The 26,450-nt window shown below is 38.0% G+C and carries 14 protein-coding genes; all 14 read left to right on the top strand.

Features of this window, described 5'->3' with window-relative positions; translation table 11 throughout:
- Positions 1 to 53 precede the first annotated feature (53 nt).
- Entirely contained in the window at positions 54 to 2,471 is a 2,418-nt protein-coding gene (locus N824_RS01005) for a glycoside hydrolase family 36 protein (protein ID WP_048903257.1), read from the top strand.
- Positions 2,472 to 3,405: 934 nt separating this feature from the next.
- Entirely contained in the window at positions 3,406 to 4,620 is a 1,215-nt protein-coding gene (locus N824_RS00990) for a hypothetical protein (RefSeq protein ID WP_048903254.1), read from the top strand.
- A 306-nt stretch (positions 4,621 to 4,926) separates the two neighbouring features.
- Positions 4,927 to 5,484, top strand: a complete 558-nt coding sequence (locus N824_RS00985) for an RNA polymerase sigma-70 factor (protein ID WP_048903253.1) — start codon at positions 4,927 to 4,929, stop codon at positions 5,482 to 5,484.
- Positions 5,485 to 5,552: 68 nt separating this feature from the next.
- Positions 5,553 to 6,737, top strand: a complete 1,185-nt coding sequence (locus N824_RS00980; RefSeq protein WP_235206950.1) for a FecR family protein — start codon at positions 5,553 to 5,555, stop codon at positions 6,735 to 6,737.
- 131 nt (positions 6,738 to 6,868) lie between these two features.
- Positions 6,869 to 10,309, top strand: a complete 3,441-nt coding sequence (locus N824_RS00975) for a TonB-dependent receptor (protein ID WP_084498140.1) — start codon at positions 6,869 to 6,871, stop codon at positions 10,307 to 10,309.
- A gap of 38 nt (positions 10,310 to 10,347) precedes the next feature.
- Complete coding sequence (locus N824_RS00970; protein WP_084498139.1) at positions 10,348 to 12,246, top strand: RagB/SusD family nutrient uptake outer membrane protein; 1,899 nt, start codon at positions 10,348 to 10,350, stop codon at positions 12,244 to 12,246.
- Between the two features lie 19 nt (positions 12,247 to 12,265).
- Positions 12,266 to 13,456 (top strand): DUF4959 domain-containing protein, encoded by a 1,191-nt coding sequence (locus tag N824_RS00965; protein WP_161662238.1) that lies wholly within the window; start codon positions 12,266 to 12,268, stop codon positions 13,454 to 13,456.
- 32 nt (positions 13,457 to 13,488) lie between these two features.
- Entirely contained in the window at positions 13,489 to 14,472 is a 984-nt protein-coding gene (locus N824_RS00960) for a DUF4998 domain-containing protein (RefSeq protein WP_161662237.1), read from the top strand.
- A 298-nt stretch (positions 14,473 to 14,770) separates the two neighbouring features.
- The gene (locus tag N824_RS00955; protein WP_152541956.1) at positions 14,771 to 17,326 is read left to right on the top strand and encodes a hypothetical protein; all 2,556 of its coding nucleotides are present in this window, start codon (positions 14,771 to 14,773) and stop codon (positions 17,324 to 17,326) included.
- Between the two features lie 34 nt (positions 17,327 to 17,360).
- The gene (locus N824_RS00950) at positions 17,361 to 18,263 is read left to right on the top strand and encodes an AraC family transcriptional regulator (RefSeq protein WP_048903247.1); all 903 of its coding nucleotides are present in this window, start codon (positions 17,361 to 17,363) and stop codon (positions 18,261 to 18,263) included.
- Between the two features lie 12 nt (positions 18,264 to 18,275).
- A complete protein-coding gene (locus tag N824_RS00945; protein ID WP_048903246.1) occupies positions 18,276 to 20,987 on the top strand; it encodes a hypothetical protein in 2,712 nt (903 codons plus the stop codon).
- Between the two features lie 112 nt (positions 20,988 to 21,099).
- The gene (locus tag N824_RS00940) at positions 21,100 to 21,714 is read left to right on the top strand and encodes an RNA polymerase sigma factor (RefSeq protein WP_048903245.1); all 615 of its coding nucleotides are present in this window, start codon (positions 21,100 to 21,102) and stop codon (positions 21,712 to 21,714) included.
- Between the two features lie 51 nt (positions 21,715 to 21,765).
- Positions 21,766 to 22,941, top strand: a complete 1,176-nt coding sequence (locus tag N824_RS00935) for a FecR family protein (RefSeq protein WP_052334031.1) — start codon at positions 21,766 to 21,768, stop codon at positions 22,939 to 22,941.
- A gap of 175 nt (positions 22,942 to 23,116) precedes the next feature.
- The gene (locus N824_RS00930; RefSeq protein WP_048903244.1) at positions 23,117 to 26,437 is read left to right on the top strand and encodes a TonB-dependent receptor; all 3,321 of its coding nucleotides are present in this window, start codon (positions 23,117 to 23,119) and stop codon (positions 26,435 to 26,437) included.
- Positions 26,438 to 26,450 lie beyond the last annotated feature (13 nt).

Below are 26,450 nucleotides of genomic sequence, written 5' to 3'. Positions count from 1 at the left end.
ATTGTGTTTCGTGCTATTAATTAATAGTTTAGTTGATTGTTTTAATCGTTTTTATGATAAGAAAAATTCAACTCTTGTTTTTTATTGCACTAATATGCTCAACACGGGTGTTTGCTGCGGAGGAAAGAATAAATAGTATTGCTGTTCAAAGGTTTAAAGAAAGCCCGGTAATCACTAACCAGTTTCTAACAGTAAATTATAATGCTGTGGAAAAGAATCTGGCGGTTGTATTTAAGGCAGGTAATAAAACTTTTTTGAAAAATATTATTCCAAAGAATGCCAATGGTATCATTAAAAAGAAGGAGCTTCTTAGCCCCGTTTTTGGTAAGGGTAGTGCATTGATTTTTTCGACTACCGATGGAGGTACTATATCGTTTACGCTTTACCCTTTACAACCATTTTTATTTGTAGAGCAAACTGTTAAAAATTCTGGAAAGGATGTTGTTGATATTCAGAAGCTCAATCCGGTTTCTTTTTCAGTTGATCTTAATAAGCCGGCGTCACGGTTAAAAACCTTAGGAACCGGAGGACTGCTTGCTCCAGATCAGAACCCGGGTAGCTATGTGTTTCTTACCACTGTTGATCCCGTTACGCGTAATGGAGTGGTGGCAGGTTGGCTTACAAATGAAAAGGGGAGTGGTGTTTTGTTTTCTGGAATTAATAATGGTTTGGTAGAAATAAAATCACAAATTGATTACGGGCGTTTTCTTTTACCTGTTGGAACAACTGAAGCTACGGAAACTTTGCTTATTGGTTATTTTGATGATGCGCGTTTAGGTGAAGAACGTTTTGCTGATGCAATTGCAAAGCAAAAAAATATTAAATTGAAACCCAGAACTGCCGTTTATTGCACCTGGTATTCAGAAAAAAACGGAGGAGCGGGCACCGAACAATCAACTATTGAACTTGCAAAGTTTGTTAAAGAAAAGTTAAGGCCTTTTGGACTTGGAGCGATTCAAATTGATGATCAGTGGCAGCCAGGCGGACAATATAATGGACCTCATCGCGGCTTTGATCGTGTTGATCCAAAAGGTGGTTATCCAAACGGAATGTCGACAGTTGCTGCAACTGTAAAAAAAGAGGGTCTGATGGCAGGAATTTGGTGGATGCCTTTTGCACGAAATCATCAGGATATTGAGTATCGGGACAAACAACATTGGTTTGCACACAGGAAAAATGGGAAGCCTTACGAAACAACATGGGGTGGGACTTCTCTTGATCTTACTAATCCAGAAGTCCAGGATCATATTTCTTACGTTGCAAAAAAAATGCAGGGATGGGGATATAATTATTTCAAAATGGATGGACTTTGGACGGGCACAGTTACTGAGCAGGTTTACATCAATGATGGTTATAAAAATGACAGTATAGGAAATAATAAACCGCTATTTAATCCAATGAAAACACAGATCGAAGCATACCGTGATGGCTTAAGGTTATTGCGGCACGCAGTTGGAAATGAAGTGTTTCTTTCCGGATGTTGTGCTAGTCAGAATATGAGATCGTTTGGCGCTTCAATGGGATTGGTAAATTCAATGCGCATTGGCCCGGATTTTAATCATGATGGAGAGAGCATTCGTACTGGGGTAATACGTGCATCCAGATTATATTTTTTAAACGGAAGAGTTTGGTGGAATGACCCGGATCCGTCTATGCTAAGAGAAAAAGGTAAATCAACAGCAGATCCTGCAGCTGATGGTATAGGAAGTTTAACCAGAGCACGGTTATTGCCATCCTATGTTGCTGTCTCAAAGCAATTTTTCTTAAGTAGCGACTGGCTTCCGGATTTGCCAAATGACAGAATTGAAATCATGAAACGCTGCATGGCCTCACATAACGGGGTTGCCAGACCCGTTGATGCTTTTGATAAATCTCTTCCTTCAATTTGGATTGCCACTGATCAGAAAGCCGGTGTTAAGCGAAATGTAATTGGTTTATTCAATTGGGCTACTTCTACTCAAACTATAAGCAGTTCAATAAAATGGGCCGGCCTGGCCGAAAAGACTGCTTATCATGCGTTTGATTTTTGGGAGAATAAACCATTACCTGATATTTCAGGTTCATTTGCAATGAGCCTTCCCGCTGAATCGTGCAGGATAATAGCGGTACGTGCAAAATCAAATCATCCGGTAGTGGTTTCAACCTCTCAGCATGTAACACAAGGCATCATTGATTTGATGGAAGAAGAATGGAAAAGCGGAACGCTCTCAGGCACGAGTAAATTGATTGCAGGTGATGATTATGAACTTAGAATTGCAGGACTAAATGATGGCGGAAAATGGAAGACAGATCGCGCCTCCCTAATTGCAAATAAAGATGAAACTACCATTCATGTGTTGCCAAAGCAAGAAAATGGATGGTTAAGGGTACTTATTAAATCAAATAAGAGTGGCTTGGTGAAATGGAGAATTAGGTTTAGTAAACAAGCAGTTAATATCAGAAATAAAAATAATGAAAGTCGTAAAGCTTAGTTTTTTCTTAATCGTATGTTCCTTAAATGGGTGGGCACAAAGTAGATCGCCTTTAAATGAGGAAAAAAGGTTTTTAAAAAATATCTGGACAAAACCCCCAACGCATATTCCAAATGATGTTTCAGTTGATGCTCCATTAATGGGGAATGGTGATGTGACCATGAGTGTAGGGTTTAAAGAAGACCGNGYTRMGGTATTATCTTTCAAAGAATGACTTTTGGCGGTTGCGTTCAAAAGCCGATGGTTTATCGGGTCCAAGAGTGATTGGTTTTGTAGATGTGAGCGTTAATGGTTTTAATGGTGGCGAGTTTTCTGCGGAACAGTCACTTGAGAATGGTGTCACTTCTTGTGTGCTGCACAAGGACAGGCAAAACGTAACTGCAAGATCATGGGTGTCGGCGACAGAAAACCTGATTTTTATTGAACTGACTGCGGTAGGAAAAGCAACAAAAGTTTCTATTCGTTTAACCGCTCCTGAACATCAACATGCCAGGTTAAAAAGCGGTAAAGCAAATAATGTTTATTGGCTTACACGTTCTTTCGTGGATAGTGTAGATATTTCAACAGAAGTAGCAGTTGCTTTAAAAACCTTTAATCATAAAGACAGTACCGTTTTATTACAGCCGGGGAAGAAAATAGTTATTGGACTTTCTATTGAAAGTAAGTTTAAAAACACGAAACCCTTGGATGATGCATTTAACCAAATAAGTAAGCTTGATGAGAGGTCGATTGCAACAGTAATGAATAAACATAATAATTGGTGGAAACGCTATTGGAGCAAATCAAATATAGCTGTTGAAGATCCGGTATTAATGAAAGCCTACTATCAGGGATTATATAYGWTKRYTSMTTRCWGTYGYRATCSAMMKYTCNNCMWSCKKRAATATTTGGTTGGACTACTACAGATAACCCGGCTTGGAATGGTGATTATCATTTGAATTATAATTTCCAGGCTCCTTTTTATGCTTTATATGCAGCTAATCGCTTGGAACAGGGAGAACCCCACGATGCTCCGCTTCTTGATTTTATACCAAGAGGCGAATGGTATGCACATCAGATAACACACACAAGAGGTATTCTTTATCCTGTAGGAATTGGCCCTTTAGGAATTGAGGTTACCCGTAACTTTCCAACCTATGAAAAAGAAGCGGGGGGACTATTTTTTGGACAACGTTCTAATGCTGCATACGGATTGCTCAATATGGCACAACAGTGGCGCTGCACTTACAATGAAAAGTATGGTAAAAAGATATATCCTTATGCGCTGGCTGTGGTTAATTTCTGGGAAGATTACCTAAAATTTGAGAATGGCAGATTTGTTATTTATGGTGATGCAATTCATGAAGGTTCTGGGAATGATAAAAACCCAATTTTATCACTTGGATTGATTCGAAATGCTTTTGATCTCATCCTTGATTTGAGTTCTACCTTGAAAATGGATGAGAACAGACAGGAAAAATGGAAAGATATTCTCGATAAGCTTAGTGATTTTCCGATTCAAACGCGAAATAACAAGGATGTATTTCGGTACACGGAAAAGGGTGTTGATTGGTGGCCGGATAATGGATTGGGAATACAACATATTTATCCTTCTAATGCGATTAATTTGGACAGTAGGCCTGAATTATTGACCCGTTCTCGCAATACTATTGACGAAATGAAACGCTGGAAGGATAATAATACCAGTAGTAGTTTTTTTATGGCGGCAATCAGGGTGGGGTATGATCCATCTATTGTCTTAAATGAATTACATGAATATGCTTTGCGCACTTATCCCAACGGTTTCCAGCTAAATAATCCTCATGGGATAGAAAATAGTTGTACAGTAGCTAATGCCCTTAATGAAATGCTCTGCATGAGCGCAGGGAATGTAATCCGCTTATTCAATGGCTTATCAAAAAAACAGAATGCGAGCTTTGAAAATATCAGAGCATGGGGTGCATTTCTGGTTTCCGCCAGATTGAAAAATGAGGTAGTTACTGATGTTCAAATAGTAAGTGAGAAAGGAAGGCTTTGTACGATGGTAAATCCATGGCCTGATAAGAAGGTACTTTTGATCAGAAACGGGAAAAAGTCAGATATCCTTAATGGGACTCGGATTTCCTTTAAAACAGTTCCAAATGAGATTGTTAAATTGCAGGCTCTATAAATATTGTTCTCTTGAAAAGACGTATAAGTCAAATCACTAAGCAAAAAAAGCATCAATATTGATCAATATAATACAATTTTTGTAGTTTCTAAAATGTTTAATTTTAGAAACTAACTTGTTGATCTACAGAATTATTTTGAGTGTTTTTTAGGGTAGCCATATGATTGGTGGTACAAGTACAACCAAATAGAATCAGGAAAAGATTCACGTCATATGTCATGCCAATACCACTTAATATTTTGATTAAATGATTGAATATTCATACAATAAAAAAATGTTATTTGATGAACTTAATACTATGCAATAATGTTTACAAGACATAAGGAAGAGGATACTGAAATATTTCCGGAGGTGCTTTTTAAGAAATTTTATCCCAGGCTTTGTGATTTTGCTTGTTATTTAGTAAAGGATCAGGACGCAGCTGAAGATATTGTTCAGGATGCATTTATTGTGTTTTTAGAGCAAAAGGAGCATATTTCATCGAATTCTAATGCCGTAAAATCATTTTTATATTCATCAGTCAGGAATGCATGCTTAAATAAGCTCCGTCATCACAAAGTTGTAGATACCTACAATAAAAAATTCCCATTTGAGGTGTTTGACGATCCTAAAATATTAGACGGGATTGTTCATGCCGAGATCATGGCCGAAATACATCAGGCAATTAATATGTTGCCCGCAGATTGTGCTATGGTACTTAGATATGGATATCTGGAGGGATTGCAAAACCGTAAAATTGCAGAACAGTTGAATATAAGTATAGATTCCGTTAAATATCAGAAGCAGAAAGCGCTTAGCTTAATGAGAGTACTGCTCGGTGATGCTGTTTACTTGCTGTTTGTCAGTCTTTTATTGCATAAATAATTTTTCTAAAAAAAATCACCCATTTTTCAATTTCAGGTTTCTTTATAGATATAGAGATGAAACCAGTTATGAAAAACGAGCCTTACGAATTTGCCCTGCTAATTTCACGATATTTATGTAATGAGCTTTCAAAAGAAGAAGAAGCTCATCTTATGCAGATACTTGAAAAAGATGAGCATAAACGTAAAATTCTGGAATACTATAAGCAAACGGCTCCTGCTCAGGAAAGACTTGATTATATGAATAGTCTGGATGTTGATGCAGCATGGAATAAGGTTCGTCAGCGCCATGATGGTAATTTAGGTAAAAGCAGCAATTACAGTTTTCTAAAATATGTGGCCATACTTGCTATAACGGTAAGTGCTGTGGCATTGTGGTTGGCTTATGGTACAAAGGACAATAAGTTGGTCACATCACTTGCTGCCGATAAACAGATACTGGATGTGTTACCAGGTGGCAATGTTGCAGTGTTGGTTTTATCTGATGGAAAAAGAGTAAGCCTGGATAGTGGAGCGGTAGCACTGCGGGAAAAGGATGGTACCCAGGTATCAGGTAATCAGGGAGGCTTGGCTTATTCGAATGATATTGCATCTGAACAAGAGGAAGTATTGTACAATACACTAATTGTTCCTCGCGGTGGTACATACAACATACAATTGCCCGATGGTACTAATGTTTGGCTTAATGCGATGTCAGAATTGCGTTTTCCAGTAAAATTCGGCACAAAGGAAAGAAAGGTTGAACTTATTGGAGAGGCCTACTTCGAGGTTGCAAAAAATAAGGATGTCCCTTTTAAGGTAATTACAGCTCATCAAGAGATTGAAGTAAAAGGTACTCATTTTAATGTGAATTGCTATGCTGATGAAAACTTTGTCCGTACAACTTTATTGGAAGGCTCAGTTAAAATATCAGATCCGGCAGCTCCTGCCAGGTCCTGGTTGTTAAGTCCCGGAGAGCAGGCCCAAACCAACAAGAAAACTGGAAAGACTGCTCTAGAAAAGGTAAATATGAAAGAAGTCTTTGCTTGGAAAAATGGCTATTTCTTTTTTAATGATGAGAAGTTGGAAAGTATTATGGCCAAAATCGCAAGATGGTATGATATCGAGGTAGTTTATAAAGGTCAACTGGAGGAGCAATCATTTTTGGGACAGATAGAAAGATCAAAAAAAATATCATCCATATTAAATGTCTTAGAATTAAGTGGGAATGTTCACTTTAAAATTTCAGGAAGGAGGGTCGTCGTTATGCCATAATAGTACTCAGGAATACGGTGATCAAAAAAAGTCAGAGATGCTTCGAACCATCCCTGACCATATGTTTAGATCTACCCATTTAAAATTGTTACTACACAACCAAACCAGTTTAAACCCAAACAAACAAATGTATGAAAATTTACGATCTGTTCAGAGCTAAGCTTTGGGCTTTCAGTACTATGCAATTATTCCGCATAATGAGATTAACAGTCATCATAATTACTGCTTGTTTTTTGCAAATAAGCGCTGCGTCAAAAGCGCAGGAGATATCATTAAATGAAAAAAATGCTTCTTTGGAGACCATTATCAATAAGATAATAGACCAAACAAATTATTCTTTTATAGGAGACACTAAGTTAATCAGGCTGGCAAAGCCTATTGATATTAATGTTCAGAATGTTTCCATAGAAAAAGTACTCAGTCTTTGCTTTACTAATCAGCCTATGGATTATTCTATCACAGATAAGACAGTAGTGATTAGAAAAAAGGAGAAACAATCTATAGTGGATATTAAAATAACCGGTGTAGTCACAGACTCAACCGGAACCACATTGCCTGGTGTTAGTGTGGTTGTTAAAGGAACCGCTAAAGGGGCTGGTATCGGAGCGGTTACCAATACTGATGGGAAATATGTGCTTAATGTTCCTGATGGAGCTAAAGTGCTTATTTTCTCGTCTGTGGGGATGAAATCTCAAGAAGTGGAGATTAACGGCCGTACAATTATTAATGTAACCTTGAAATCGGCTGATGCTCAGCTTGATGATGTAGTTGTTGTGGCCTTTGGAAAGCAAAAGAAAACTGAAGTAGTAGGATCAATGACTACAATAAAGCCTGCGGATTTAAAAATACCCTCAAGTAATTTAACTGCTGCTCTTGCAGGAAAACTGGCAGGTGTAATTGCCTATCAAAGAAGCGGTGAGCCGGGCGCTGATAATGCAGACTTTTTTGTTAGGGGAGTTACCACTTTTGGTTATAAAGTGTCTCCTTTGATTTTAGTTGACGGTATTGAGTCAACGTCCACTGATTTAGCGCGACTTCAGGTAGACGATATTGCTAGTTTTTCCATCATGAAAGATGCTACATCAACTGCGTTATATGGCGCTAGAGGTGCAAACGGAGTGATTTTGATTACAACTAAAGAAGGTAAGGAGGGTAAAGTGAATTTATCTTTCAGAGCGGAGAATTCTTTATCACAATCAACCAGGGACGTAGAGTTTGCAGACCCTGTGACCTATATGACTTTAGCTAATGAAGCCAATTTAACCAGAAATCCCTTGGGAGGATATCTTTATCAGCAGAGCAAAATAGACAATACCATAAGAGGAACAGATCCGGTTGCTTACCCAACTACTGACTGGCAAAAGATGTTACTGAAAGATTACACCATGAACCAAAGGTATAATCTGAATGTTAATGGTGGCGGAAAAGTAGCAAGATATTTTGTTGCAGGGGCATTGTCGCAGGATCATGGTATCATGAAAGTTGATCCTATGAATAACTTTAATAGCAATGCCAATTTAAAAACATATTCATTAAGAAGTAACGTAAATATTAATCTAACCAAAACTACAGAGTTAATTACACGTATATCAGGTGTTTTTGATGATTACAGAGGGCCTATAAATAGTGGGACAGCAATATATAACGAAATCGTTAATGCTAACCCAGTTCTATTTCCAGCCCGATATGCTCCTACAGAAGATACCAGATTTGTGAGACACATTATGTTTGGTAACTATGGAGATGGACAGTTTAATAACCCTTATGCAAGTTTGCAAAAAGGTTATAAAGACTACTCTCAGTCAACAATGTCGGCTCAGCTTCAATTGTCGCAGGATTTCTCTTTTATAACAGAAGGACTAAGTGCCAGAGCTATGGTTAATACTCAGCGTTATGCTTTCTTTGATGTTAGCAGATTTTATAATCCATACTATTACTCACTTAGTAACTATGACAGGGTAAACAAAACTTATTCACTTAGAGGGCTTAATGAACTTCAATCAACAATTTCCGGAGTTCCTGCAGGTACCGAATATTTGGGATATGATGAAGGAGAGAAAAAAGTTTCTACCAGTTTTTATAGTGAAGCAGCGCTAAACTATAAACGTACTTTCAATCAGGTACATAGCCTCAGTGGTATGTTAATAGGTATTGCCAAAAGTAGCTTAACAGGAGGTGCCGGAGATTTACAAAGCTCTCTTCCTTTCAGGAATATGGGTTTGTCGGGTAGATTTACTTATGTCTATAATGATCGCTATGCTACTGAATTTAATTTTGGCTACAATGGTTCTGAACGTTTTCATAGCTCTCATCGTTTTGGATTTTTCCCTTCAGCAGGTGTAGCCTATACCGTGTCAAATGAGGATTTCTGGAAGCCACTCAAAGAGGTTATGCCGACATTGAAATTAAGGGCAACCTATGGTTTAGTTGGGAATGACCAGATAGGAAGTCCGGAGGACAGGTTCTTTTATTTGTCAAATGTCAATATGAACAGTACTTCAAATGGCGCTGTTTTTGGAACATTAACTGATAATTTTCTTAGTGGAGTTGATATTACCAGATATGCAAATAATGACATTACCTGGGAGACCGCTAAAAAATTCAATTTCGGAATTGAATCCAACCTTTTCAATAAATTAGGCATTCAGGTAGATATCTATAAAGAAAGAAGAACAAACATCTTAATGGATAGGACTTCTATTCCTAGCACAATGGGATTGTCTGCAAATGTAAGGGCTAATGTTGGCGAAGCGTCATCGCATGGTGTAGATGTTTCTATGGATTATTCCCAAAATATTGGTTCAGATATATGGATCAAAGGAATGGCCAATTTTACTTATGCGACAAGCAAATTTGAGGTATATGAAGAACCTGAATATGCCGAGAAAAACAAATCGCATGTTGGTTATTCTTTATCACAAAACTGGGGATACATTGCTGAGCGCCTGTTTGTTGATGATAATGACGTTGCGTATTCCCCAAAACAAAACTTCGGAATTTATGGTGCAGGTGATATTAAATATAGAGATGTAAATCATGATGGACAAATTACCTCGTTAGATCAGGTGCCAATAGGGTTCCCGACATCTCCCGAGATTGTGTATGGCTTTGGTCTTTCTGCAGGTTACAAACGATTTGACCTATCTTGTTTCTTCCAGGGGTTGGGACGTGAGTCTTTTTGGATCGATGGCATAAAAACTTCTCCTTTTGTAAATAATCAGGGGGCATTGTTAAAGGCTTATGCTGATAATCACTGGAGTGAAGAAAATAGAAATATTTATGCCCTTTGGCCAAGATTGAGTACAACGGTCAATGTTAATAACACCCAGACAAGCACCTGGTTAATGCAAAATGGCGCATTTCTTCGTTTAAAATCGCTTGAACTTGGTTACACATTGCCAAATAGGATCACCCAAAAAGCTCATATGTCGAATGTAAGGTTCTATTTAAATGGAACAAACCTTTTTCTATGGAGCAATTTTAAATTATGGGATGTTGAAATGGGTGGCAACGGTCTAGGCTATCCTGTTCAAAGAGTGATGAATCTTGGCGTGCTCATCTCAATTAATTAAAACAATGTCCACTTTCCTTAAAATTAAACTGTAATTGTATGAAATTTTATAAAATTATAATACTCGGATTGATGGTAATTTCGCTCTCTTCGTGTAAAAAATATCTGAATGTCGTTCCAGATAATATAGCCACCATCGACAATGCTTTTACGCTGCGTAATCAGGCTGAAAAGTATTTATTTACTTGTTATTCATTTTTGCCAAGGCTTGGTGATATCGAAAATCCAACATTTATGGGTTCCGGAGAAATGGTTACTCCTAATCCGGGAATATCGCCAATGGATGGCTATCAGAATATTATTGATCTGGCTTATGGAGGCCAGAATGGGGTATTACCAATTGGCAATACCTGGGATGGTGAAAATGGAGCCAGGTCTTATTATATAGCGATACGTCATTGTAATATTTTTCTGGAAAACATTGTTAAGGTTCCTGATATACAGACTTCTGAAAGGAACAAATGGATTGCAGAAGTGAAGTTTCTGAAAGCCTATTATCATTTCAGTTTATTAAAGATGTACGGACCTATTCCGGTAATCCGTAAAAACCTGCCAATATCTGCCTCGGTAGAAGAGGTAAGGGTAAAACGTGAACCTGTGGATTCTGTTGTGAACTATGTTGTACAAACTTTGGATGAAGCGATTCCAGATCTGCCTCTTGAGATTTCTAATCAGGCGAAGGAGCTTGGAAGGGTTACAAAACCTATTGCCTTAGCTATAAAAGCCCAAACACTGGTATTGGCCGCGAGCCCACTATTTAATGGAAATTCTGACTACGCAAATTTCAAAAACAAAGATGGACAAGCCTTGCTAAATCCTACAGTTGACAATATAAAATGGAAAAAAGCCGCCGATGCGTGTAAAGCTGCAATTGATGCCTGTCATGAGGCTTCGAATGCAATTCATTATTTTGAGAAGCCCTTTAACATGGGGGCAATAAGTGATGCCACAACCTATTGCATGAACGTAAGGTCTACAATAACAGAAGAGTGGAACAATGAAACAATCTGGGGGTTTTCCAATTCTAAGGGGAGCACAGGAAATCTTCAAAATATGTGCACTCCACGAAATGATGTGCAGCAGACTTCAGGTGCGCTTCTTGCAGCATCTATAAATGCAGCTGAAATGTTCTATACACGAAATGGAGTGCCTATCGATGAAGATAAGAACTGGGATTATGCAGGTAGGTTTACCAAATTGAAAACAATTCCTCAATCTGAAAGCAGTTTGCTGAATCCGAATTATATTACTGCAAGTTTTAATATGGATAGGGAATATCGTTTTTATGCCGACCTGGCTTTTGACAGATCTTCGTTATTTGGTTTTGGGCGCACAGATGAAACCAATTTATTGTACATCAATACCATTTGGGGACAAAGTAATTCTACCGGTACTAATAGCCGATTTTCTTGTACGGGTTATTGGCCAAAAAAATTGATTAACTATAAGAATAGCGGTAGCAGTGGTAATTACAACATTGTTTCTTATGTGTGGCCTGCCATCCGCTTAGCTAGTTTATATCTTTTATATGCAGAGGCACTTAATGAGGCAGAAGGTCCTTCAGTTGAGGCTTATAAGTATATAGATTTGGTGCGCTTAAGAGCAGGCTTAAAAGGTGTCATTGAATCCTGGGCAACTTATGCGAAAAATCCTTCAAAACCAAGTACAAAAGAAGGCTTCAGGTCAATTGTTCATCAGGAAACGATGATAGAATTGATGTTTGAAGGCGAGAACTATTGGAATGTAAGAAGATGGAAAAATTTGGATATTATGAATAGACCTATAAAAGGTTGGGACGTATTTCAAACTACTACAGAGAATTTTTATAGGCTTAAGACCATTTTCACTCCTAATTATAGCTATAGAGACTTTCTATTTCCTATAAAGGAATACGACTTGTCAGTAAATCCTAACCTTGTTCAAAACCCTAAATGGTAAAATATAATTTCAAATGATTATGAAAAAGATTAATATTTTTTTAATGGTCTTATTTCTTGCAGGATTTATTTTTTCCTGCAAGAATGAAGTGTTAGATCATGCTCCCTTGTTTGGCGACAAAACAAAACCTTCGCCTGTAACCAATATAAAAGTAACTAATGTTGAAGGAGGGGCTATTATCACTTATGATGTTCATGCCGATCCCTCTATACTGTATGTACAAGCAGATTATTCGGTAAACGATAAAGTTAGCAGACAGGCAAAATCTTCGTATTATTCTGATACCATCACGGTAAGTGGTTTTGCTAAAGCCGGTGCTTATAAGGTAGTATTACATGCCATAAGCAGGAGTGAAATAAAATCAGATCCTGTTGAGGTTACCGTTAATCCACTTACGCCAAACTACCTTACTGTAGGTGCCTCATTAAAACTATTTGCAGATTTCGGAGGTGTAAATGTGAGCTATTTAAATCCTAGTGAGAGTGAGTTGGGCGTCGTCGTTATTGTGGACTCCCTTGACGGTTTTGAGTATCTGGATACAAAATACATGAAAGAGCCTGAAGGTAATTTTTCGGTGAGGGGGCTTCCAACAAAAGAGAGAACTTTTGGTGCCTATGTGAGAGATAGATGGGGGAATGTGTCGGATACAGTATACTCAAAATTATCTCCTTTGAGGGAAGTTGAATTAGACAGATCAAAAATATCCGGGTTATACTTACCTGGAGATATGACTGGATGTTGCGGCTCGTCTTTGAGTGTTCCGTTATCTAATAATGGAGCTTCTGATTGGGCCCTTTATGGAATTACCCTCCCTGATACAAAAGTCCCGTCACGTATAACATATGATTTAGGTAGAACTGTTAAAATGAGCAGGTTTAGGTTGTGGTTTAGGGTAAATGGTATTGCAGAATTTGCAAATGGTACTCCAAAAACCTTTAAATTATATGGTAGTAACAATCCGAATCCGGATGGAAGCTTAGATGCTACCTGGACGCAATTGGGAGGTCTTTATGAATTGAAAAAACCCTCAGGATTACCATATGGCAAAAGAAATGCTGAAGATGATGCTGCCAAGCAGGAGGGATTTGAATTTACCTTGCCATTGCCAGCGCAGCCTATCAGATATTGGAGATTTGTAATGGTATCAAATTATTCACAGAGTCTTGGAATGGAGATTTCATGCTTAAAGTTCTGGGGTGATCCTCAATAATCTTAAATAACCGTTTCAACAAAAATATGATTATGAAAAATAAAATATATTTTCTTATAGTGTGCATCGGGATAATTACCTCTTGCACCAAAATGGATAATACCTACAAACCATACCTGGCAGAGGGAGAAAAATATTACCCCGGAAAGCCGAGTGGGATAGAACTCCATTCCGGAAGAAACAGAATTGAAGTACAATTTCAACAAAGCCTGGATCCAAATATTGCTAAGTATGTAATTTACTGGAACGATAGAGCTGATTCTGTAATTACATTGCCGACAGCTGAATTGGGTATTCTTAAAACCATTATCCCCGGATTAAAAGAGCAGTCATATAATTTCGAAATTGTTTCCTTCGATAAATTAGGGAATTCCTCTTTAGAGGTGATAAAGAGTGGTAAGGTTTATGGTACTACCTACGAATCTGAGCTTTTGAATAGGGGAGTGATTATTGGGAATACCCTGGCAGGATTAGAATTGAGTTTTTCCGGTGCTGAAACTTTTAATGTGTCAACTGAAGTAACCTATACCAATGCCTTAGGGAAAACTGCAACTGTTCGTGTACCATCAACGGTTGATACTTATACTATTGCTGACAATAAAGGAAAGCAAATAGAATTGAAATCTGCATTCGTACCTGATAAAGGCATTGATACATTTTACAGTCCTTCGGTTATTCAAACATTTAATGCATACGCAGGGAATTACCAGGCCACAGGTGTGTTTCATCATCCGGACAATGGAGATCGCAATATTGACGAAGCGAAAGTCCTTGCCCGGATAACGGATGAAATTGTTCAATGTAATTTAGGTGACCTGGGCTCCTCAGGTTATCTCATGCAGTTGAAAGTTAATGGAGATTTATCAGTGACCATTACTCCTGCTGGAGCTACACCTAATATTGACCAGCATTGGGGGCCAAGTTATTACGATCCTGCAACTAAATCTTTTCATTTATTCTACTCTTATAATACTGCTGCTCCACGTAAAGTAGAGGAAACAATCACATTAAAATAGTGGATTTATAAACAATAATAATGAAGCGCAGCAATCCGGTTGGGGATGCCCCAGCCGGATTTTTCTACCTAATAGCTTGAATCGTCATGTAAGTACATTGAGTTGATGAGCAAAAAAAGCATCGATATTGATCAATATAAGACCATTTTTATAGCTCTTAAAATATTTAATTTTAGCATTGAACAGACTGATCGGCAGTATTGTCATAAATTTTTTTTGAGAATAAACAAGCGAACAGTTTGTACATACAAACAAATGAAACAAAGCGAAAATTCGCACAAGACAACACACAAACACTATGAATAATTTTAACATTGTCATGTTCAGGGTAATTATTGCCTGGATAATGGTGTTCAGCTACAGTAACCTATCACATGCGCAGACCATCAATTTAAAAACCCGATATTCATCTATCAGTATAGATGGCAAAGGTTTTATTACATCCATTAAAGATGTCAATACGAAAAAAGAATATAATCCAAAGGGGTTTTCTTCAGCATTGATGAGCCTTTCTAATCACAAGGGTTATATTCATCCGATAAAATCCTTTTATAGCCCGAAGCGCAATCAAATCTTGCTTAGCTTTAGCAATGGTGCAGTGGCAACAATAAAAGCAGAACAGAAAAATGAATATTTTAGGTTTCAACTACTTTCGCTAACCAAGAAAGAACAGGTTGATAATATCATATGGGGCCCTTATAAAACGAATATTTCAAAAACCATTGGAGATGTGCTTGGAGTGGTGCGGGATGATGATTTCGCGATAGGTATGCTGGGACTGAATGACAATACTACAGGAGGCCCACCAACGGACGGTGATATGTCTTTCATGTATTATTTTATACACTCTCCTGACCCTGTAAAATTCCCACTTCCTCCTAACCTAAAAGAAGGGCAAACTTTTACAATTGGTGGCGATGGTATTAGTGATGTGGCCTTTTACTCGCATCCGGAAGAATACTATAGGATGAACTATGGAAATGGTGCTGTTCTAGAACCAACATTTGGATCTTCGATTTCCATGCATTCTCGAGACAGGAAAAAAGAGCAAATGATACGTTTTCCTGTATTGCCCGACAACATGGATGGAAAAGCAAACTCTGCCCGTTACCAACTCGTATTGCCTACAGATGCCGGATTTATCGGTTCTGCAATGGCATTGTATGCTTGTCCGGATTCTCTTGGCCTTAAAACGATAGAGAAAATAGTTTTAGCCGAAGGGCTTCCTCACCCGGAAATAGATGGCAAATGGATTAAAGACCCCAAAGCTTATCGTCCTGATATTGCATGGAGTGGTGTTCATGACAGCCTTGTAAATTATGCTCAGCGTTTAGGACTTAAATCTGTTCAGGATGAAGGCATGGGCGAATATTATCCGAACAGGCAAAACAGATGGGGCGGAAAAAAAGTTAATTTTAAATCTGCTCCTGCAATGACCATACCTGAATATGGCGCATTAATGAAAGAAAAAGGTATACGCTGGGGTTTACATACCCTTTGTGAATTCTTACAACCGGATAATAACAGTGATGTTGCACCAGTTCCTAATGTTAGCCTTTCCATCATGCAGCGCACGGTGATCACCAAACAGCTTTCTCCTCAGGATACAGTTATTACAGTAGCAGACCGGGCCTATTTCAATGAATTTGGAGGATGGGAAGGAAACCATACCAATGTACTTAAGATAGGTAAAGAGCTTATCGAGTATAACGGCATAACAGAAACAAAGCCCTATACCTTTTTAAATGTTAAAAGAGGATTTCATGGAACAACCAGAGGATCTTTTGGCCTTGGAACAACCATTGTTAAGCTGCAGCCTAATTGCTATCATGGTTTTGCACCAGACATGAATTTGCAGGAGGTTTATGCAGATTTTTATGGAAAATGGTTGGTTGATGGTGGTATGGATTATATTGATTTTGACGGGCTTGAAAGCTGTATTTATCAAGGGCATGGGCAGTATTCGTTTAAGCGTTTCTTTGGTAAGCTTTTCGAAAGTTACAAGAGGAACGGAGGTAAATATTTGCGTGTAATGGGTAGTGCTGTTGGCGAAGGGAGCTGGCATTATATGAGTGTATGCAACGTAGGGGGTGGCGATCATATGTTTAGTCCGGTAAACAATAAGTGGGGTATAGAAGGTAAAGACATGCGTTACGTTTTTGAGAGCAGTTACCTGCCGGCAACATTTGGTATTATTAACCTGGACAGTGAATGGACCATGTACGATGCTGAAAACCTACAGGCGAAATCAATTGGATGGGATGCTACCTATATGCTAGGTTTAAGTGAAAGGGCTGTAGAGAATTGTAGTGAAAAGAATGCGATTTTTAAAGCTTACCGCACCTGGGAAAATCTGAGAAGCGAAATAGATTTTTCAAAGACATTAAAGGAGAAATTGAAAGATCTTAATTACAAGTTTCATCTGGAACAGACCGGAAAAAAAGCATTTATCTTATACCCCGTACGTGAAAACCGTTTCAGAAATGAACCTTATACCTCAGAAGGAAAGTTGTACCAGTTAAAAAATGAATTTGAGAGCCAGCCACTTGAATTTGCAATTCGCATACATACACCAAAAGGCGAACAAGCAAATGGAGTCAAAATTACCTTGCAAAATGGAAAGCAATTTTTAATTGACAGGAAGTTCTCTGATGGGGAGTTCATCATATTTAAAGGAAATTCGTTATACGTTGCTGACCGGTTTAGAAAGAAACGTGAAGAAATATTGAATGAACGAAACCTGATGCTGCCAAATGGCCAATCCGATATTGCTGTTGCAGCATTGCATGAAGGAAGCGAGAAGATTAAGATTGATTTAGTAGTGAATAGTATTGGTAAAGGTGAAAAAATCTAATGTTGTAAAAATTTAGTAAGCATCATAACTAGATATGGAAAATGATATCCCAGTAAATTATTGGAAGGGTAAGGGAAGGAAGATCATTGCAATTCCCCAACAGATATTAGACAAGCAACAGCTAAATAATGCATTGCTGAATGGATTATTCATTAAGGATTTAGGATATTATCCCGTTGCGTCAAAACATTATACCCATCGAAAGAACGGAAATGCACACAATATTTTAATTTATTGTGTTGCAGGAACAGGTTGGATTAGAAATGCAAGTGGAATTCAAAAGGTAACTGGAAATAGTTTTTTTATTCTTCCTCAAAATATTGAGCATGAATATGGCGCATCTGACGATGATCCATGGACAATATACTGGATGGAATTTGGAGGTAACATGCTGGCTAGCATAAACGACATGTCTTTTACCAGGGATTGCTTTAACCCCAAGCACTTCCCTTATAAAAATGATGCGATACTGTTGTTCGAAGAGATATTTAGTGTGTTGGAACAAGGGTATAATAAAGAGTATCTTGCTTATGTAAATATGAAATTGATTAATTGTCTAACGCTGTTTCTTTTTCAAAGAGGTTCAATTATTAAAAAGAATATAGCAAATTCTCATGATGCTATTATTCAAAAGGCAATGGCGTATATGAAATCTAATCTTCATCGGGCAATTCTCCTTCCGGATGTATCAACTGCTGCGGGATGTTCAGACTCCCAACTTTCAACCATTTTTAAGAATATCACAGGTTATTCACCTATAAATTATTTTAATCAGTTAAAAATACAAAAGGCCTGTCAGTTGTTTTATCGAACCAATGGCTTGGTAAAGGAAGTTGCAGCCCAGCTTGGTTATAACGATCCCTATTATTTTTCAAGACTATTTACCCAATTAATGGGAACTTCTCCAAATGCCTATAGAAACAGGAATGCAAAATAATCCATCTTTTTTATGATAGCAAAAACGAAGACTTTATCGCTTATTATTTTGTTAACTGCTGCAGTGGCAGTTGCCCAAAAGCAAAAAACAAGTAATGCATTTACCCCAAAAGTGACTGATGTATGGGTAGTATTTAAGACTCACTTTGATCTTGGCTTTACTGATTTACCTGAAAATGTTTTTGCAAGGTATCGGGGAGAGATGATGGATAAGGCATTAAGTGTAATTGAGAAGAATGCAACCTTACCTAAGAATCAGCATTTCGCATGGACTGTACCAGGATGGCCTCTTTATGCACAAATATTGGGGCCTCAACAGGATTCGGAGCGTAAAAAAAGGATAGAAAAGGCCGTTAGAGAAGGGTCAATTGTGGCTCATGGTTTAGCATTTACTACCCATACTGAATCTCTTGATTACGAAGATTTGGTTCGTGGATTGGTTTATTCATCCAGGGTTGCCCGTAAGTACGGGCAACCCTTACCAATAAGCGCTAAAATGACTGATGTTCCCAGCCACTCCTGGGTGATGCCAACTTTATTGAATAACGCTGGCATCAAGTTTTTGCAACTGGGATGTAATCCGGCAAGCCAGAGTCCACGTTTCCCTCAAATTTTTTGGTGGGAGGGGGCGGATGGGTCTAAAATCCTATGCCAGTACACCGCTGATTATGGATCCGGAATAAAAGCACCATCAGACTGGCCATCCAGGAATTACCTCGCAATGATTATGACCGGCGACAACCATGGGCCACCAAATCAGAAAGAAGTTGAAGCTATCATTGCTCAGATTAATAAAGAAATGCCCGGCGCAACAATACATCTTGGAACCCTTGATGATTTTGCAAAAGCAGTAATAGCAGAAAAACCAGATTTGCCAACTGTTAAAGGCGATACACCAGATTCCTGGATTCACGGATTGCTTTCAAACCCACGGGAAGCAAAGATCGGACGCAATATTCGTCCTCTGGAATCTGCTCTTGATGGATTAAATACCCAGATGGGAATCTGGGGAATACCTGTTAACAGTATTGCAGCCAAACTGGATAAAGCTTATGAACAAAGTCTTTTGTATGCCGAACATACCTGGGGCATGAATGCAGAGTATGGCCCGCGTTATAGTTATGGCGAAGATTGGAAGAAATGGCTAACTGAAGCAGCAGCAGAACCCGAGCCTGAAAATGGCGATTTTTCGAAACTGAAAAACAGCAATGCACATAATACAAACACAGGAAGTAAAAAGAAATGGTTGCATTCTTACGATGTAAAACGGCAATACATCCATAACACCAATGACATTATAAATGCTGAGTTAACTACTGATCTTGATTTACTGGCCAAGTCAGTAAATGTGGCAGGGAAACGTTTGGTAGTGTACAATCCTCTACCATGGAAGAGATCTGGAATTGTTGAAAATCCATGGAAAAAAGGAAGTTATTTTTATGTTAAAGAAATTGCGCCGTCTGGCTATGTTGCTTATAATCAAGATGATTTAAAGGAAGCAACTATTACGAATGATCAGAATGCTGAATTCAATACGCCCTATTTTAAAATTGTATTAGACTTAAAAAGAGGAGGGATATCTTCTTTGACAGAAAATACGACTGGTCGTGAATTAGTAGATCAATCCTCTAAATATGTTGTTGGTCAGTTTTTGCATGAACGATTCAGTACCACTGAGGTTGGCCTATGGTTTAATGTTTATAGCAGGATAAAAGAGGGATGGGGTTTAAATGATCTAGGGAAGCCGGGTATGCTTGGTGCCGATAAAGCTCCGTATATGGCGTTTACTCCTGATAATTGGGGAATTTCAGTTACTCATTCAGATATTGCCGATGTGGCTACCCTAACTGCAATGGATACTAAAGGGCTTGCAAAGAAGTACACTTTAGTGTTTTCATTTCCTAGAAATTCAGCTTATGTTGATATAGAGTGGTTTGTAGATGGTAAAGCCCCAGATAAACAACCTGAAGGTGGTTGGTTGTGTTTTCCTTTTGCTGCTAAGGACCCTAAATTTACAGTTGGTCGTTTGGGAGGCCCGATAAATCCCGCAACCGATCTTATTTCGGGTAGTAATAAATATTTGATGGCAGTAAATTCAGGTGTTTCAATTACCCAGAAAGATAGATCAGGAATCGGGCTAATGCCCCAGGATTCTCCTTTAATTTCTTTAGGTGAACCGGGATTGTGGAAGTTCTCTTTAGATTATGTTCCAAAAATACCTTCTGTGTTTGTAAATGTTTATAACAATATGTGGAATACGAATTTCCCATTATGGCAGGAAGGTTCATGGAGTGAAAGAGTGCGAATCTGGCCTATAGATAAAAATTCCGAAACAGTTGCAAACTTAACGGAAAAATCCTGGGAGGCCCGTTTGCCATTATTAACTGGGGTTTCAGATGAAGATGCCGGACAATTACCTTTAAAAAATGAAGGTATTTCTATATCGAGAAAAGGAGTGTTAATTACGGCCTTTGGAGAGAACCCTGATGGTAAAGAAATTGTTTTGCGCTTATGGGAGCAAAGTGGCATTTCGGATAATGTTAGTGTTAAACTGCCTAAAGGATCAGGTTATCGCAAAGCTACGCCTGTAAATCTTCGTGGGGAGGCAATTGGCAAGCCACTCAATATCATTGGAGGTAAATTGTCTTTCCTGCTTAAAGCCTATGCACCTGCCAGCTTTATTTTGAGTACCAATACTTTAACGAAAAAAGTGAAGGGTGTCTAAAATTCTTGCTGAATAATCTATTTTAGATTGTAGGATAATTGATTGAACAGTTGATTAAAATATTTATATTAGAGATGTTATATCTCTGGATAAACTTAGGGCTTTATGGTATATGTTACGATTGGATAAGCAAAATGCTGATGATGACAATTTACTGTTAAGACAGATTTTTGCCGGCGATGAACGGGCATTTAATCAAATGTACTACCAGACCAATAAGAACATTTATAATGCTATAATGGCTTATGTGAAAAATGAGCACATAGCCATTGAACTTGTACAACAAGTTTATGTCAAATTCTGGAACAATCGTCAGAAATTAAAAGGCGTACAGAATTTAAAGGATTATCTTTTTATCATCGCCAAAAATTTAACACTCGATCACTTTAAGAAAGTCACCAAAGAGACTAAATTTTTTGCTGAATTAACCTTAAGGGGGAGTGATGTTGTAAATACGACAGACGAAAAGATTGAGCAAATAGAATACGACAAATTATTGCAGAATGCGATAGGACAATTACCTCCTCAGCAAAAGGAAGCATGGCTTTTGGTTAATGAACAGGAGCTTAGTTATGCTGAAATTGCTGAAAAAATGAACGTTTCTAAATTAACAGTTAAACGGCATTTAGAGTTGAGTCGCAAAAGTGTACGCGATTATTTTAAATCTCATATTGATACCGCTATTAGTCTTTCCTTTCTTGCTGTTTTAATTATTTTTTTTNCCTGATTGGGCCATTTGCATTTTTGAATCGTCTTTAGTTAAAATTCAATTACAATAATGAAGAGCGCCCGTTTTCATATACTATTACAATACTTTAAAGAAGATATCATTTCTGAGGAAGAATGGCATGAATTGCTGGCAATGATAAAAACCGGTCGTTATAAAGACCAGTTGGAAGATGATATTTTAATTTCGCTGGATAGTGCAGGAAAGAGAAATAATTGGACAACAAATATTGAGCAAGAAATGTGGGCTGGTATTCAAGCCGAAATACAGGGGAACTCAAAAAAATCTAATTACAGATTATGGATAGCTGCGGCGGCTATTCTTCTGATGATGCTTGCCGCAGGATTAATTTTCTTTAAATCCGAACACTTATTGCCGATAAAAACAAATATAGCCTATAAGAAACAGGATATCCCGCCTGGAGAAAATAAGGCCACTCTTACGTTGCCAAATGGCGAACGTGTGGTGCTCACTGATTCAACTATCAATCAGCTCGCTAATCAAGCTGGTGGCTCAATTATTAAAGCCGCTAATGGTATCCTTGTTTATAAGGCAAATTCTATGACTGGAAATTCTGAAACAGGAGAAAAAGTATTTAATATCATTAGTACACCTCGCGGAGGACAGTATCAGGTAATATTACCTGATGGCACTCATGTGTGGTTAAATGCGGCATCATCACTTAAATTCCCGGCTGCTTTTAAAGGGAAAAAACGTTTGGTAGAACTTAGTGGAGAGGGATATTTTGAAGTAGCTAAAAACAAAGAGATGCCGTTTATAGTACATGCTGAAAATCAGGAAGTAGAAGTATTGGGTACTCATTTTAACATCAATAGCTACGCTGATGAAGCTTCAACAAAAACAACTTTATTAGAAGGGTCAGTTAAAGTAACAGCCCAGGGCAACCAAAAGGTGCTTACTCCTGGTGATCAGGCTCAGATTAATAAAAATGCTAAAGAGATTAAAGTTATGCAGGTCAGTCTGGAAGAAGCCGTTGCATGGAAAAATGGTTATTTCGTATTTAATGATGAAAAACTGGAAAGCATTATGCATCGCGTGTCCAGATGGTACGACGTTGATTATGAATTTGAAGGTAAGCAAGGAAATTTATCGTTTTTAGGTGTAATAGAACGAACAAAAAATATATCATCCTTATTAAAAGTGTTAGAATCAACAGGGAATGTTCACTTTAAAATAGAAGGGAGGAAAATTATCGTTATGCCATAATAAATACAGAACTAACGGTAGTTTAAACAAAGTCAGGGATGCGGGAACACCCCTGACCGATGTTTGGATTTGCCATGATAAAAAATTCAGCTAAACAACTAATCAATTTATCGACGTAGACTTTCTTCTTAAAAGAGTAAAGTGCTTCGTTGTACCACCAAAACAAACCAAATGTATGAAATTTTACGATCAATCCGGATTTAAGCTGCTTGCATTAAATTCTGGACAAATTATACGTATAATGAGGCTAACCATTCTCATATTAGTAACATGCTTACTCCAGGTAAGTGCTTCAACTAAGGCACAAAAGATATCCCTGAGCGAAAAAAACGCTTCACTGGAAACCATTATCCGGAAAATCAGAAGCCAAACCAGTTATTACTTTATTGGCAATACAGATCTAATCAGAAAGGCTAACCTTATAAATATTAACATTAAGAATGCATCTATTGAGGATGCACTTAACCAATGTTTTTTAAATCAACCGCTGGCTTATTCTATTGTTGATAAAACAGTTGTAATTAAAACAAGGACAATACTTTCCCTGTCGGAAATAATTGGACAGAAAATATTGATAAAAGGTAAAGTCACGGATGAAAACGGTACTTCACTTACAGGAGCGTCTGTAAAGATAGAAGGCACAGCGATAGCAGCGACCACCAACCAGAATGGAGAATTTCAACTAGATGTCCCTGATAACGGTGCCATCTTATTGGTTTCCTATGTGGGATATGAAGTAGCCAGAATAAAGGTCCAAGAAGGAGGAGTAATGAATATCCGCCTTAAACCTCAGTTGCGTGATTTAACTGAAGTAGTTGTAATTGGTTATGGAACCAAACGTAAAACCGAAATTACAAGTTCAATAGCATCTGTAAATGTAAACGAACTTAGCGCAAATGCTTCTAACAATGTAACTGATGCACTTCAGGGACGTGTGGCCGGCGTCTCAATTGAATCAAGTACAGGTGCACCTGGTTCAAAGTCCAACATCACAATTCGTGGTACTGGAACTCTTGGTGCCAACGGTCCATTAGTTGTTATTGATGGGATGCCTTTTGGTAGTTTGGATGGGTTGAATCCTTCTGATATACAGAATATTGAAGTGCTGAAAGATGCCGCGGCCGCCAGCATTTACGGATCAAGAGCCGCAGGTGGAGTTATCTTAGTTACTACAAAATTGGGTAGAAAGAATACGGAACCTAAAGTTCAGTTTAACGCAGTTTACAGTAGCCAATCTATTGCTAAGCGCATGGATGTGCTTGACGGTGAGCAATGGACTAAATTATTAAATTCTGTTGGAGGAAATTTTCCTGCTTACAATGGAACGAATACCAATTGGCAGAATGAAATTTTTAGGAACGCTCCAATTTACAAAGCTAATGCCGATGTTACTGGAGGATCAGAACATTTTCAATATAGCCTATCAGGAAGCTATCTGAACCAAAAGGGTACAATCGTAAAAACTGATTTCAATAGTGCTAATTTTAGAGCGAAATCGGTATACGAAAAAGGTAGGATAAGAATTGGCGAGACCTTTATTTACAATAAAACCGGCGGACGCACACTACCTCCGGGAGGAGATCAATCTCATAGTAACATATTGAGTGCATTGATTGTACCTCCAACTGTTCCGGTTTATAATCCTGCAAACCAGCCAGGCGGTTGGGGTGGAGTAAACTCTGGGATGAAAAACCTTTCAAATCCTGTAGCTATTTTAAATTCCAGTGATTATAGAAATAACAATAGCTCTGTAACTGCGGATGTATTTGCCGAAATTAGATTGATTGATCAATTGAAGTATAAAATCAATGGTGCAATATCAGAAAATAGAGGCTTTGGTAATAATTATGACTTTGCCTATAATGATGGTAATGTAATACTTGCCAAACCAAGACTAAGTCAAAGTAGCGGAGTTTCTAGTTCATGGTTATTAGAACATACCCTTAGCTACGATAAAAAGATTGGATTACATAATATCTCATTGCTTGCCGGTTTTACTGCCCAAAAGGATACAAGCAATAATTTTAATGCAAATGGAAATAACCTCCCAAATGGAGTTTATTCATTTGGATCTGAAAAGTCCAACCAATCAGTAGGAGGAGATTTAGCCGATGTCAGGAGGAAATCTCTTATCGGAAGGGTTTCTTATTCTTATGATTCCAGGTATATGATCAGTGGATCAATTCGCAGAGACGGATCTTCTAAGTTTGGTGAAGGTTATTATTACGGTGTGTTCCCGGCTTTATCCGCAGGTTGGAATATCAGTAATGAGAAGTTTTATGGTAACTCAGGAGTTTCAGCCTTTATGAATTCATTAAAAATTAGAGGTAGCATTGGTTTGCTAGGAAACGATCAGATACCAAACTATTCTACAATTAATGGGATTAGTAACAACTTAAGTTTTGCTACCAACGGTGGAGTGATCGTGGGATCTATTCCTAGTGGTAATGCTTCTCCTCGAAATTTAAGATGGGAAGAATCAAAATCGGTTGATGCAGGCCTTGATGCAACATTTCTTAACGGGAAAATGTCATTGGTGTTCGATTGGTTTAACAAAACAGCAAGTGGTGTATTGTTGGCGGTTCCAATACCGCTCAGTACAGGGATTAGTGGCACACCAACAGTTAACGCCGGTACAATTAATAACAAAGGGATCGAGTTAGCTTTGGATTACTCAGATGCAGCCGGTGATTTTTCTTATAAAATAGGTTGGAATATGACTACTATGCGCAATAGAATGACCGCCATTACTATAGGAAGTGGTAATCAGGAATTTGGTGATTTAGAACGTGCTAAAGTTGGCAATCCAATAGGAAGTTTCTTCTTAATAAAAACTGACGGCATATTCAAAACACAGGCAGAGATTGACGCTTATAAAGGATCAAGCGGTCAAAAAATACAGCCTAACGCTTCGCCTGGAGATATAAAATTTGTTGATTTCGATAATAATGGTAAAATTGATAACAACGATCAACAATATAGCGGAAGTCCTATTCCAACTCTGGAAACAGGAATAGCGGCGACACTGGGTTGGAGGAATTTCGATTTTAATTTATTGGTGCAAGGGGTTTTTGGGAATAAAATCTATAATGGAGGCAGGATCTGGACAGAGCAAATGACGGCTTATACCAATTTATCTACCTCAGTTTTAAATGCCTGGACTCCTGAAAACAGCAACTCAAATTTTCCAAGATTCACACTCGCAGATGTAAATTTAAACTCCCGTGGAAATAGTGATCGTTGGTTGGAAAACGGTGCTTACGTTAGAGTTAAGAGGCTCGAATTGGGTTATACAGTAGGAGAAGATATAGCAAAACAGTTAAATGTTGGGAAAATAAGGGCATATCTTTCAGGTCAAAATTTATTTACTTTTTCAAAGTATAAAGGGTATAATCCGGATTTAGGAAATGATGGTAATCCACTTAATAGAGGTTTCGACAGCGGTGGTTACCCGCTGCAGCGAATTGTTTCCGTAGGCTTAAACGTATCTTTTTAACTGAATAATTAAA

The sequence above is a fragment of the Pedobacter sp. V48 genome (assembly GCF_000523515.1).
Taxonomy (GTDB): Bacteria; Bacteroidota; Bacteroidia; order Sphingobacteriales; family Sphingobacteriaceae; genus Pedobacter.
The sequence above is the reverse complement of the archived record's forward strand: the minus strand, read 5'-3'. Positions and strand labels throughout refer to the sequence as shown.